The organism is Sporolactobacillus putidus (assembly GCF_014647035.1).
GTDB lineage: Bacteria > Bacillota > Bacilli > Bacillales > Sporolactobacillaceae > Sporolactobacillus > Sporolactobacillus putidus.
The window spans coordinates 76,421-89,773 of record NZ_BMOK01000006.1 but is presented as its reverse complement, the minus strand read 5'-3'; the positions used below and the strand labels follow the sequence as shown (position 1 = coordinate 89,773).

Annotated in this window: 12 protein-coding genes; 7 read left to right on the top strand and 5 right to left on the bottom strand. The window is 47.0% G+C overall.

Annotation, left to right across the window (positions count from 1 at the left end; genetic code table 11):
• Positions 1-489 precede the first annotated feature (489 nt).
• On the bottom strand, positions 490-1,695 hold the full coding sequence (locus IEX81_RS08705; protein WP_229727532.1) for an FtsW/RodA/SpoVE family cell cycle protein: 1,206 nt from the start codon (positions 1,693-1,695) through the stop codon (positions 490-492).
• Positions 1,696-2,113: 418 nt separating this feature from the next.
• A complete protein-coding gene (locus IEX81_RS08700; RefSeq protein ID WP_188802688.1) occupies positions 2,114-2,545 on the bottom strand; it encodes a CBS domain-containing protein in 432 nt (143 codons plus the stop codon).
• A 302-nt stretch (positions 2,546-2,847) separates the two neighbouring features.
• On the opposite strand from IEX81_RS08700, the gene IEX81_RS08695 reads away from it, so the two are divergent.
• Together IEX81_RS08695 and IEX81_RS08690 are read left to right on the top strand one after the other, a co-directional pair.
• Positions 2,848-3,120 carry a glutaredoxin family protein gene (locus tag IEX81_RS08695; RefSeq protein WP_188802687.1) on the top strand — a complete coding sequence of 91 codons (273 nt, stop codon included), beginning with the start codon at positions 2,848-2,850 and terminating at the stop codon, positions 3,118-3,120.
• 265 nt (positions 3,121-3,385) lie between these two features.
• Positions 3,386-4,045, top strand: coding sequence for a VTT domain-containing protein (locus IEX81_RS08690; protein WP_188802686.1), 660 nt, complete (start codon positions 3,386-3,388; stop codon positions 4,043-4,045).
• Between the two features lie 144 nt (positions 4,046-4,189).
• On the opposite strand, the gene larD is transcribed toward IEX81_RS08690, so the two are convergent.
• A complete protein-coding gene (gene larD, locus IEX81_RS08685) occupies positions 4,190-4,903 on the bottom strand; it encodes a D/L-lactic acid transporter LarD (RefSeq protein ID WP_188802685.1) in 714 nt (237 codons plus the stop codon).
• Between the two features lie 515 nt (positions 4,904-5,418).
• Here larD and IEX81_RS08680 point away from each other — a divergent pair.
• On the top strand, positions 5,419-6,006 hold the full coding sequence (locus IEX81_RS08680; RefSeq protein ID WP_229727531.1) for a helix-turn-helix transcriptional regulator: 588 nt from the start codon (positions 5,419-5,421) through the stop codon (positions 6,004-6,006).
• Positions 6,007-6,164: 158 nt separating this feature from the next.
• On the top strand, positions 6,165-6,614 hold the full coding sequence (locus IEX81_RS08675) for an acyl-CoA thioesterase (protein ID WP_188802684.1): 450 nt from the start codon (positions 6,165-6,167) through the stop codon (positions 6,612-6,614).
• Positions 6,615-6,686: 72 nt separating this feature from the next.
• Here the strand turns inward: IEX81_RS08675 and cls are convergent, their stop codons facing one another.
• Positions 6,687-8,135: a cardiolipin synthase gene (gene cls, locus IEX81_RS08670; protein ID WP_188802683.1), complete on the bottom strand. Its 1,449-nt coding sequence runs from the start codon at positions 8,133-8,135 to the stop codon at positions 6,687-6,689.
• Positions 8,136-8,384: 249 nt separating this feature from the next.
• Between cls and IEX81_RS08665 the strand changes: the two genes are divergently transcribed.
• A complete protein-coding gene (locus tag IEX81_RS08665) occupies positions 8,385-9,497 on the top strand; it encodes an AI-2E family transporter (protein ID WP_188802682.1) in 1,113 nt (370 codons plus the stop codon).
• 4 nt (positions 9,498-9,501) lie between these two features.
• Here the strand turns inward: IEX81_RS08665 and alsR are convergent, their stop codons facing one another.
• Positions 9,502-10,392 carry an acetoin biosynthesis transcriptional regulator AlsR gene (gene alsR / locus IEX81_RS08660; protein ID WP_188802681.1) on the bottom strand — a complete coding sequence of 297 codons (891 nt, stop codon included), beginning with the start codon at positions 10,390-10,392 and terminating at the stop codon, positions 9,502-9,504.
• Positions 10,393-10,672: 280 nt separating this feature from the next.
• Here alsR and alsS point away from each other — a divergent pair, with 280 nt between their 5' ends.
• Together alsS and budA are read left to right on the top strand one after the other, a co-directional pair.
• The gene (gene alsS, locus IEX81_RS08655; protein ID WP_188802680.1) at positions 10,673-12,364 is read left to right on the top strand and encodes an acetolactate synthase AlsS; all 1,692 of its coding nucleotides are present in this window, start codon (positions 10,673-10,675) and stop codon (positions 12,362-12,364) included.
• A 49-nt stretch (positions 12,365-12,413) separates the two neighbouring features.
• Positions 12,414-13,148 carry an acetolactate decarboxylase gene (gene budA / locus IEX81_RS08650; protein WP_229727530.1) on the top strand — a complete coding sequence of 245 codons (735 nt, stop codon included), beginning with the start codon at positions 12,414-12,416 and terminating at the stop codon, positions 13,146-13,148.
• The last annotated feature ends 205 nt before the right edge of the window (positions 13,149-13,353 follow it).

The following is a 13,353-nucleotide window of genomic DNA, read 5'->3' as shown; positions in this document are numbered from 1 at the left end:
TTTTAGGGCGATAGTTCGCTATCTTAGGGCGAATAGCCCTTCTTTCGGGGCGATTCTCCGTCTGAACAGGGCGATTCCAGAACATTTTGGGACGATCGTTCACACTCTTAGGGCGACTAACTCTCCTTTCGGGGCAATTCTCCGGAATGGGAGAGACTGGTCTTGTCCTCATGGCGGACAAAACTGCCTTTCACCATTTCTATGAGCTGAAAAGTATTAACGGTGATAAAATAGAACATTGGTTTTGCATTAATTATCAAAGCGGCCGCGCTAGCTCTGATTTTTCCCGGATGACTGCGCTTTGGATAGCTGTTCAGAATGAGACGTGTGCAGCGTTGTTTGTTATTTTAAACAGCATTCGTTTGTGTCAAACGAGAGAGTGACTTTGAAAACAGCAGGCATATCTGAGCTTACAAGCCAGATATGCCTGCTGTTTATACATATTGATCTGTTTCATGTTACTCGGCCGAACGCTCCGTTCTGCAGCGTCTATCCAATCGATGTGGGACTTGAAACCGTGAAAAAAATGGATCTGCTTCTGTTGTAGACACTTAATGCGAGGCCGACCGCAATATAGTTGGCGATCAGCGAGCTGCCGCCGTAACTGATAAACGGAAGCGTGATTCCTGTTGCAGGACTCAGATAAATGTCCATGCCAACATTCTGAAAGACCTGGAAAGCGAACATACCGATAATCCCGGTAACAAGATAGGTACCGAATGAGTCGAGAGCCGTAGAGGCTATTTGTATAAGCCGTTGAATAAGGACAAGAAACACAAGAACCAGTATCGCCGATCCGATAAACCCGAACTGTTCTGCGATCGCTGTAAAAATAAAGTCTGTCGACTGGTTCGGAATCATGCCTCCGCGAGTCGCGACGCCCTTGAGGAATCCATCTCCGAAGACTTCACTTGAGCCCACGGCCGCCTGAGCCTGCTGCACGTTATAGCCGGCACCTGAAGGATCGTAACTGGGATTCAGCCAGGTAACAATTCGATCCGCCTGAAACGATTGCAGTAAGTTGTGCCTAACGAGCACGTTCTCAATGAAATTGGTTGACTGCTGCGGGAAATCCAGAGCAAGAACAGTAAATCCAAAGACAACAAGAATGAACCCAAGAATGAGCAATGTGAAGTGTGAACGCTTGGCAAAAACGATGTACATCGCATACACAATCGCAAACATGACGAGTGCCTGGCCTAAAGCGGGTTCTTTCAGTGTAAGCAGAAAGGGCACGACGAGCATACCGAAAATGGCGGTCATCTGTTTGAATTTACGGCTTTGGACTTCCGATTCATCCGTATGAGCCATGTATGCGCCAACGGCAACAATAAGCGTAAGTTTGGCAAATTCCGAAGGCTGAAATGCAAATATCCCGAGGGGAATCCAGCTGTGCGCGCCAAACTCTCTCGGCATAACAAAAACGACGAGAAGCAAGAAAATTGAAATACCATAAAGCCATTTGCTGTACCTGCGAAGCGAGCTGTAATCAAATTTAGCCATTACGATCATACAAATAAAACCCAGAATTTCGAAAAAGATTTGTTTTGGAACGATCTGGGTCGGGACACTCGACCCCGACTTGCCGTACGTAGAGGAGAACACGGCCACCGTACTGTAAACGGCCAACAAAAACATTGAAATGATAATAGCCCAATCCAAATGCTTTAACCATTGCTTAATATAATACTCCACTGTAAGCCTCCATAAAGGAATCTGCAATCTGAAAGCAGAATCTGTTACCGTAATTGATCGAATGACTTCTTCTGTAAACATGAAAAATACAAAGAGTTCTACAGATACAATGATTCGCTGACTTGGATGGTCATTTTGTCTATATCTATGAAAAAATAAAACGGGCAGCCACTAAATTTTGCGATGAGTCCCATTTGAAGAAGTTAGACCTTGATTACAGGTAAGCTCTCAGTCGGTACGGATAAAATCCCAACCAAAGAATACGAATAACCAGAATCTAATTCGGACTTTTTCAATGGCGTCTCCGGCCTGCCCCGTCTGTAAAAAAAAAGAAGGAGGGATCTCCTTCTCTTTTTACAGACACAGTGCAATCATTTTTTCAGATGATTATGGGGTTCACGGTATTCTGCAGCTTATCTCAGCGGCCGCTTGGCGTTGAGATACCGGACAGTGCTTTTCCGGCTTCATCCTGAAACCGGTTTTCTGTTGCCAGATCGCCGAGTGAAACGATACCGACCACACGATTATTTTCGACGATCGGCAATCGTCGGATCTGCTTTTCAGACATCAGCCGGGCAGCCTCATGAACGTCCATATCCGGCGTTCCGGAAATCAGGTTGCTGCTGGTCATACATTCCTTGACGGTCACTTTGTCGTCGTCTTTTCCGCGCGCTGCCGAGCGGAGTGTAATGTCCCGGTCTGTAATGATCCCCTCAAGTTTTCCGTTATTGATGACCGGAATCGAGCCGATATTGTGCCTGCTCATCAGTTCGGCCGCTTCTTTCAGCGTCTGATTCGGCGAACAGGACACAATGTCACTTGTCATGACTTGCCTCAGTGTTTGAACCATAATTAATCCCCCCTTCGCTTCTTAAGTTGCCCCAATCCATAATGTTCATAGAAACAAAATTAAGGAAAATATCTCCTGGCGGGAGCGAAATCATCGGTTTATAACCCTGCACTGATCTGCTTTTACACATCTTCTTATATAAAGAAGGCGAATTAAGATCCTGCAGGATATTCGGGTTTTCAATCGGGCGTTATGAAAAGAAGACATGATTGCCGATGCCTGAGCAGAAGAAATGACAGCACCTTCTACGCTTGTTACAATGAGGTCGATGAAAGAGAAATAGGAGGAGGCATGACAAGATCATGGATGACAAAAAAGTGCTTATGATTACAAAAATCGGATGCCCTTACTGCGAACGGGCTAAAGTCGTTTTGAATGAAGCGCTGGGCGGAAAGTACAATGACCAGATTGAATTTTTCGTCAGGGAAAACGATATGGATCGTTTTGGAGAACTCAAGGAGAAATATCAGTTCCTGACTGTTCCGACATTCATTGATAAAAAAACCGGCGCCGTATTGAGCGACTCCAAGGAAGAAACCATTACTGATTTTATGAAAGAGGCTGTGGGTTATTAAGAAAAGCGGCCCGGCCGGGAAGTAACCTGAATTTAATTTGAAAGAATAACGCGCGGACGGCTGAAATTCATGCCGTCCGGCGTTTTTTTGTGAACAAATGGTGAATAAACGGGCGGATCGTAAATCTTTCAGTTTTCTTTCAGAAAAGGGGAATAAACTGTTGCATTGAGACCGGGATCATGAAAAAGGGTTTATTATTTATCCGAATTCCGGTAGGATAATACTGAAGATGTTCTTAAATTAGACAGTCGGGGGAGACGTTTGCATGAGCGCTTTATCATGGATCATTAATGTTTTTCTACATATTGACCGGTTGCTTCTGACCATTGTCAATCAATATGGCATATGGACTTACGGGATCATTTTTGTCATTATTTTCATCGAAACCGGTCTTGTGATTTGTCCTTTTCTTCCGGGCGATTCACTGTTATTCGCTGCGGGCGCGATTGCCGCACACAGCAGTTCAGGACTTAATCTCTGGTTGCTGATTCTCCTGATTGTTCTTGCCGCCGTTCTTGGGGATACCGTAAACTACTGGATCGGACGGGAGCTTGGTCTGACGCTTGAGAAACACCATCTTTTCAATAAATTGATTAATCAGGACAAAATGGAGAAAGCCGAGCGGTTTTTCAATAAATATGGCGGCTTCGCCGTGTTCCTTGGCAGATTTGTTCCTTTCATCCGCACATTCATTCCTTTTATCGCCGGCGGGAGCAGAATGAACTACCCATTCTTCTTTCTCTATAATGTGCTGGGCGGCGCCGCCTGGACGCTTGCGGGACTTCTGGCGGGCTTCTTTTTCGGGCAGATTCCGTTTATCAAGGCTCATTTTTCCATCATCATGCTGCTGATTGTTTTTATCTCTTTAATACCCATTATCTTGGTTTGGCTTAAAACTGTTTTCAGCAGAAAAAGTGAAGTTTAAGAAGATTCATCAAGTGTATTTCAAGTATAAATTCAATAAATTGTTTTTATTAACAAAGCTAAAAAAACAGCAAAGCAAGGTGAAATTCCTGCTTTGCTGTTTTGTATTTAGATGGAGATGCTGTTCGATAATGCACAGCGTGATTTAGAGGCCCAGAAAGCCTTTTGCGAAGAAGGCCGCGCAGATCGCGCCAAGAAACGGTGCAATACCCGGAACAAGAATACCGTACTGCCAATCATTGTCTGCCTTGCCGCCAGGTATCGGAAGAATGGCATGAGCGATACGCGGCCCCATGTCACGGGCGAGGTTCATTGCAAACCCTGTCGGGCCGCCCATGCCCATGCCGATTGCCCAAACGAGCAGTCCGACACTGATCGGAACGATGCCAGGTGTATGAATTCTTGCAATTGCCAGGATGGCCGTAATAAAAATAAACGTATCAATAAATTCGACAAAAAAGTTCCGAGGCAGGTTGCGTACGTTTGGATTGGTCGAGAAGATGTTGCGTATTTTTACTCTGTCGATGTCGACAGATGCTTTGAACTGATCGGCATAGGCAATATAGACGGCTACAGAGCCGGCGACTCCGCCAAGTACTTCCGCGATGCTGTAAGGAATGACATTTGCCCAGGGGATATTTCCCAGGACAGCCTGAGCAACGACCATAGCCGGATTAATGCTGACATCCCCGAAAATAAACAAAGAAATGGTGATACCGAACCCCCACGTGGTGATGGCAAAAATGTGTCCTGATCCCTGATATTTGGAAGTATTCAGCACCTCACAACAGTGCACGCCGACACCAAAAATAATCATTAAAGCCGTGCCCAAAAATTCCGCGACGAGTTGATGCATCATTTTTCAAGTTTCCCCCTGAAGATTTAATAAATAGCACTATGACAGAAAGAGTATAAAGGCAATATTTTTCGATTTCTTTTCCATTTTTTCGTTTGATTTTGTTCATATTTATGAGAATACGTTTTCAAAATGCATATTTATTGACTCCTGTCATTTCAAATTCTGGTTTTTGTGATCATGGGCATACTGGAACGCTGCTTGTTAACAACATCGTCACAGTGCTGCAGTATTTTTTTTGATATACTCTCATGTGGGAAAGAACAGAGGACTTTTGACTTCGCTGCACCCAGGTAGCGTCTAATGCCAGTCCGGATCACCGGCTGCATCAAAAACAGCCGCTTGATGATCCGCAAGACAATGGAAAGCACATATAAGGAGGCCGGTCTACAGTGGAAAACATATACTATTACTTTACATCGGTAGGGCCGGAGTGCCGCTGTTGTTGTACGACGCATTTCAAACTGATGATACCGATCCATGGAATGGTCAATCTCATAACTTTGGGCGGCCGTAAAATGATTTCTGACTCAGAGATGTGTTTATTGCCTTTTCAGGAGATATACTCAGTCTCTTCATCGGTATCCAATGAAAGCCTGGTGATCGCGATACCGGAAGACTACGCGGCATTTTATTTCAAAGACGCGCTCGACAGACGGGAAGGCCTGAGCTGGCAGATTGATGCAACGTGGCAGTCGATTAAAGACCTGATGCTCACCGAGACTGCGAACAATAATAAAGAAGGAGTCAGTCTTTTATTAAATTACGTACTGCAGAAAATCGCCGATCAGCCTGTCAGCACATCCATCCGTTTCATCAATAAACATTACACGGAAAAAATCGATATTAAATCATTGGCCGCAATGGAACACTATACGCCTTCCTATTATTGCGACTGGTTCAAGCGAAAAATGAGCATGACTCCATTGGAATATATTCATTACCTGCGCATCCACCGTGCGAAGGAACTTCTGCGTGATTCAAAATTAAGCGTACTGACGATCTCATACCAGCTTGGATACGAATACAACGCGTCCTTTACCAAGATGTTTAAAAAATATGAACGGCTGTCTCCGTCCGAATACAGGGCGGCATCGAATTCCTGAATGTTTCTGCCCGCGAATCCGGCGGCGTCCCGCTTGAATTCGCGCCGCATTGTCCGTTCCGCCTGTCCTTCCGAATACACAGCCTGGGTAGGGTGTGCTAAACTAGTGAGCAGTAGAGCAACATAAGAAATCTTTATCTCACATGGGGGCAGGTTTGGATGATAACGACAAAGATTCCCGTACGCTTTAATGACTGCGATGCGATGGGCCACGTCAACAACGCAGTTTATCTGACTTATTTTGAAGAAGGCAAACGCGAAATTTTCCGCTGGTTTACGCCGAGTATGGACTTAAACAACTGGCATGTGATCGTCGCTTCAACACACTGCGATTACATTCATGAGATAAATTATGGGGAAGAAATTACAATTTATACTTGGATCAGCACCATTTCCCGTTCCAGTTTCGATGTGGAACACGCAATCTGCGATGAGGCCGGTAACTGGCACGCGAGGGGCAGGGTGACGCTGATCGGCTATGATTATAACAATAAAAAGGTCGTTCCTCTTTCGGAGGAGATCAAAACGATTCTGAGACAGCACCAGGATGAGCCCGCGGGGGTGCCGGAGCTTCGCCAGATCCGAAAAATCGGTGAATTCAGACATTAACCGGCAGAGCCGAATAAGCCTGTCCCTTTCCACGGGACAGGCTTATTTTAGGGACGCAGACGAGTTCCTTACTCAAAGCACTGGAGAGAGAAGACGTGAGATGGATTCTTTAAAGCGGACATTATAGGGGCGCCTCTTGTATTCTTCAAGCGTCAGCTCTTTGGATCGTTTCATATCCTTTTTAAATATTTCGGCGAGCTGCCGGGCTGTCTTCTGATGATAAATAAAGGCGTTAACCTCAAAGTTGAGCATGAAACTACGAAAGTCCAGATTTGACGTGCCGACAGTCGCCAGCCGGTCGTCCACGATAACCGTCTTTGCATGGAGGAAACCGTTCTGATAGAGATAGACGCGTACGCCCGCTTCGAGCAGGATGCCGACATTGGAATAGGTTGCCCAATAGACAAACGGATGATCCGGTTTGTTTGGGATCATGATCCGCACATCGACATGGGAGAGGGAAGCAATCGATATCGCGTTCATCAGGCTTTCGTCAGGGATCAGATAAGGCGTCTGGATGTATACGCACTTTCTGGCGGCCAGAATCATCCGAATAAACGCGTTCTTAATTTGTTCCCACTTTTTATCCGGTCCGCTGGAAATGATCTGAATACCGACCTCTCCATACTTCGTTGTCTGATCGGTATTGTAATAGGATTGAAAAGGGACCCTCTCTTTTGATGCCTGATTCCAGTCGAGCAGGAACCGGGACTGGATGCTGTTGACCGCGTCGCCTTCAATCCGCAGGTGTGTATCGCGCCAGAAGCCGAATTTGCTGCTGAGCCCGAGGTATTCATCTCCGACGTTGAACCCGCCGATATAGCCGGTTTTGCCGTCGATAATGACAAGTTTGCGGTGGTTCCGGTAATTGATCCGCATATTAAAAATTGACAGATGACCCGGAAAAAAAGTCTGGAATTTTCCCCCGGCTTGTATCAGCCGGCGCACCAGTTTCTTCGAAAGCTGCCTTGAGCCCTCATCATCAACGAGCAGGCGGACAACCACTCCCTGCTTGACTTTCAGAATCAATGCATCAATCACTTCGTTGCCGAGAAAATCGCTTCGGAAAATATAATATTCAATATGGATGTGATGCTTCGCTGAGCGGATATCCTGAAGCAGCTGGCGGAATTTATTCTCTCCGTCCGTATAAATGGTCAGTCTGTTATTCAATGTGAGCGGTGCTTCATCGTTGTTGAGGTTCATATAAATCAGCTCATGATAATCTTTAAGAAGCGGCTGGGTAAAAGGGTATTCCCGGTCGATAATGGCTTTCATTTGTTTCCGGACCATTTCTTTCGTACGTTCGTGAACGGTGTGGTCCCATTTAAAAATTTTGCGGCGGCTGAGATTCTGACCGAAAATAAGGTATAAAATGAATCCGAGGACCGGAATAAAGTTGAGGATCATCAGCCACGCCCAGGTTGAACTGACACTCTTTCGTTCGAGGAAAATAACCGTAACCCCGAGAAAAAAATTTAAAATGAGAATAATCGTCAGTAGAATCGAGATAATGCTCATCCGCCCACGTCCTTTTCCTCAAGCCCACATTCTCATTATTATAACCCCAAAATACGGCTTTCTGCCAGCTTTAACCGCTGTGTGATCAAAACAGCCGGGTTCATTTATTCGGTTTTTTTCAGTGCGATTGCTTCACGAAACGACTATTCATTGATTATACGGCCGGTCGGCGGCTATAATGAAAAAAGGGCACCAATCAGGGGAGAAAATTCTTTTCCCGATCCGGTCCTGAAGGTGTGATGATCTGACGTGCTAAAAAAACATTTAAAGCTGGTTTTCTGGACGCTGGAACTTCTGGCTTTAGCGCTGCTTATTTTTATTCTCACAAAAATTTCGTTTATCTTTATCCCACTTGCAACGCTGACTTCGACGCTTTTCTTCCCGATCATTGTTGCCGGATTCTTATTTTTCCTGCTTAGTCCGTTTGTTAAGCTGCTTGAGCGCATCATGATTCCAAAAACGCTCGGTATTCTGATCATCTATGTGGTGCTTACCGGCCTGATTGTCCTGCTCGTTGTTAATGTTGGACCGCCTCTCGGCAATCAGGTCAGAGCCCTTTTCAGCCAGCTGCCGGATTATATCGGCAGCTGGAGGAAGAGCTTTGAACAGCTTGCCAGCACGCGGGGATTCCAGTGGCTGATCAATCAGAACTATTATTCGATCGATAAGATCCAACAAGGTCTGCTCAACATGGCGAATCACTTCACGAATCAGGCCAGTTCAGGGTTGTCGCTGTTTTTCGGCGTGATCGCCAATGTGGCGCTGATTGTTGTCACTGTCCCTTTTATTCTGTTTTATATGCTGAAAGACGGAAACAAATTGCCGGAAGCCGTTTCCCGGTTTTTTCCTCAGCCTTACCATCATGAAGTGCACCGGATCCTGAATGACCTGAGCACGACGCTGTCCACCTATATACGCGGTCTGATCATTGTCGCTTCATTCGTCGGCATCAACTCCAGCATCGGGTTCGCGCTCATCGGACTGCCTTACAGCCTGCTCCTCGGCCTGATTGTCGGGGTCACAAACATTATCCCTTACCTTGGACCGATTCTCGGCGCCACGCCTGCCATCGCCGTTGCGCTGATGGACTCGCCAACAAAGGCGCTGTTTGTCCTTATTGTGATTATCATCGTTCAGCAGCTCGACGGACACCTGATTTCACCGCTGATCATGGGCAGACGCCTGAACACGCATCCGCTGACCATCATCGTGCTTCTTCTCGTTTCTGGTAAATGGATCGGACCGATCGGTATGATCCTTGCTGTTCCGACCTACGCGATGGCAAAAACCTGTATTCTTCATGTAGTCCGTCTGATCCGTCTAAGAAGAAAGAGTAAGGATGACGACGACCTGATCGAGTAGCCGCTCAGTTTTCTGCGCTGCGCAGCCGCCTGGTCAGGGTGATAAACTGTTTCAAGGCCGGATTCGTGTTCTTTTTCAGGTGCGCCATAGAGAGTACTGCCCTTAGAGGAAATCCCTCGATTTCCCGATAAACAACTTCCAGATTAAAAAGCTTTTCCGCGGTGGCTGGAACGACACCGATGCCGATGCCGGCGGAGACAAGCCCGACAACCATCTGATATTCGGTCGCTTCTTGAACAATTTTCGGGGTAAAGTCGACATTCTGGAATAGTGAAAGAAATTCATCATAAAGGCCCGGCCAGATATCACGTGAGACGACGATAAACGGCCTATCGCGAAGATCCTCGATTCGGATTTTCGCTTTTTTGGCGAGCGGATGGTTTTTCGGCAGAGAAAGAGCGCAATAGCCGCTCTTGACCGGTTCCGCCTCAATGAGCGAACTGTTTACAGGAGGGTGCAGCAGTCCGATGTCGATACGGCCGCCAGTCAGCGCGTTCAATTGATCAGGCGTCGACAATTCGTGTAGAACAACAGCGACATGAGGAAATTTTCTGCGATACTCTCTGATGATCTCGGGAAGAATATCATAAGTCGCCGACCCGACAAAGCCGATCACAAGCCTTCCGAATTCGCCGCGCTGCGCTCTCTGGGCCGTGTCGACAGCTTGTCTCATTTGGGCGAGAATCTGCCTGGCCTCGGGAAGAAAGATTTCGCCTGCTGTTGTGAGTTCGACATGCCTTTTTGTCCGTTTGAACAGGGTAACGCCTGTCTCTTCTTCGAGCTGCTGAATCTGTTTGCTCAGCGGGGGCTGGGTCATTTGCAGGCGCGCCGCCGCCCGGCCGAAATGAAGTTCTTCTGCGACCGTAATAAAATACAATAAATGACGGAATTCCATCCTGCGTCTATCTCCTCTTCGATTGAGATTAGTTTAATTATAAATGTCTGCGCTTTCAAAATCAATTGATTCTTTTTGCATATTATATACTAGAGAATAATATATTTCACACATCTCAAGGTGCGATGTAAAATACATAATAAAGGGAAACACAGCAATGTCAATACTTTTGTTACGATAAATATGGAATTTTGATGAAAAATTTAATTGATGAGAACGGTTCGGAGAAAAGAAAATCCGGTCGGGTATAAGGATGTAAATACGTGAAGGAGTGAAAAAAGTGAGTCGGATTGAGAAAGAACAGAATGAAACGCTGCTTTCTACCGGAGCGGAACTGGTTGTGGATTGCCTGATTAAACAAGGGGTACAGTATATTTTCGGTATTCCGGGCGCAAAAATTGACGCCGTCTATGATGTGTTGAAGGATCGGGGTCCCGAATTGATCGTCTGCCGCCACGAACAAAATGCGGCTTTTATGGCGGCAGCCATCGGCCGGATCACCTGCAAGCCGGGTGTCTGCCTCGTTACCTCGGGTCCGGGAGCATCGAATCTCGCGACGGGGATTGTTACCGCCAACGTGGAAAATGATCCGGTTGTTGCACTGGTCGGTGCTGTACCGCGTGCCGACCGGCTTAAAAGAACCCATCAGTCGATGGATAATGCTGCTTTGTTCCAGCCGATCACGAAGTTCAGTGCGGAAGTTGTTGATCCTAAAAATGTTCCTGAAGTGGTAACCAATGCGTTTCGGGCTGCTGAATCGACCCAAGCCGGAGCGAGTGTTGTCAGCTTTCCCCAGGATGTTCTGACCGCGAAAACAACGGTCAATGCGCTTGGGCCGCTGGAAAGTCCCAAACTGGGCACGGCAGCAGAAGAGGCGGTTGACGCGGCTGTTGAAGCGCTGAAAAATGCGAAAATGCCTGTGATTCTGGCCGGAATGCGTGCCAATCGCTTCTCGGTGGTCTCTGCTGTCCGCTCTCTGCTCAGAAAAATCTCTTTTCCGGTAGTGGAGACATTCCAGGCGGCAGGCCTCATTCCCCGCGACATGGAGGAACACTTTTTCGGACGTATCGGTCTTTTTCGCAATCAGCCGGGCGATCTCGTGCTTGAAAAAGCGGATGTTGTGCTGACGATCGGTTATGATGCGGTGGAATACGATCCGAAGTTCTGGAACAACTCAGGGAAACGCAAAATTATTCATCTGGATGAAGTCCGGGCCGATATCGATCACTTTTATCAGCCTTCCATTGAACTGGTCGGCGATATTCCGGGCACGGTCAACCGGATCAAAGAAAAACTGACTCATCTGAACATTACAGAAGAAAATAGGAATTATCTTGATGAAATGCGCGTGAAGCTGAACGCGCGCGATATGCCTCCGAAGCGGCCGAACGGCAATCTTGTTCATCCACTCAGCCTGATCCATACGCTTCGCCATCTAATCAGCGACGACACAACTGTGACTTGCGATGTGGGTTCTCACTACATCTGGATGGCGCGCCATTTCCGCTCGTATGAACCGAAGACACTCCTGTTCAGCAACGGCATGCAGACACTCGGTGTCGCGCTTCCGTGGGCGATGGCGGCGTCCCTCGTTCATGGCCACGCCAAAACCGTGTCGCTCTCCGGAGACGGCGGTTTTCTATTCTCGGCAATGGAACTTGAGACGGCTGTCCGCCTGAAGCTTCCGATTGTTCATATCGTTTGGCGTGACGGCACGTATGATATGGTCGCTTTTCAACAGCAGATGAAGTACAACCGCACATCCGGTGTCGACTTCGGCAAGATCGATATTGTCAAATATGCCGAATCTTTCGGAGCGAAAGGCCTGCGCGTGAACGCACCTGAAGAACTGGAAGCCGTGCTTCGAGAAGGGCTTACCTTTCAGGACGGCCCTGTGATCATTGATGTACCGGTCGATTACAGCGACAACATCGCGCTTGGCAAGAGCCTGATTCCGAATCAGCTGAACTGATCTTCCGGATATAAAGGATCCTTTTAAATAGAAGAAAGGGGCAATATCAATGGCAATGGTTATAGAAAAAAGCGGGAAGGATTTTGACGGCGTTTTTCAGCTTTCGACGATGACTTCATTGTTGGACGGCGTTTTTGAAGGGGCGATGAACTATGATCAGATCAGGGAGCACGGTGACTTCGGTATCGGCACCTTTGCCCATCTGGACGGCGAGATGATCGGTTTTGACGATCAATTTTACCGCTTGCGCGGCGACGGTACGGCGACCCCGCTAAAGAGCGAGGATATGACACCTTTTTGCTCACTTACTTATTTTCGTCCGCAGATCACAAAAGAAATCACTTCGCCGCTTGATAAAGCAGCTTTTGAGAAAGAAATGCATCGGCTGGTCCCGAGCGACAATCTGTTCTATGCATTCCGGATAGACGGTGTGTTTATTGAGGTAAGTACGCGTACAGTGGCCTATCAGGAAAAGCCGGTCCCGATGACCGAGGCTGTAAAAACGCAGCCGGTCTTCCATTTTGAGCATACGAGTGGGACAATTGTCGGTTTCTGGACACCGGCGTATGCCCAGGGCATCGCTGTAGCGGGATTCCACTTTCACTTCATTGATGAGGAAAGAAAGGGCGGCGGCCATGTGCTCGATTACGTCCTTGACCACGGGACAGTGCACATTGACAAAAAAACGCATCAGAATCTGTATACTCCGGAAACCGAATCGTTCCTGAAGGCCAATCTTTCAAGAAGCGACCTTGAAAGCGAGATAAAAGTGACCGAGGGCTGAGGGAAGATAAGGATAGGCCATTCCGGGTTATCCGAATAAAATTTGATTTCGAGGCACCGCAGGACAATGGCTGCAATGCTTTTTTTTTTCTGAAAAAAAGGCTTCGGACAGCCGGAACGACGAACGATCATGAAACTATTTCCTGGACAGAGAGAAATAGTTATTTCCCGTCTTTTATTCCTGGACAATTTAATCTAAAATAAAA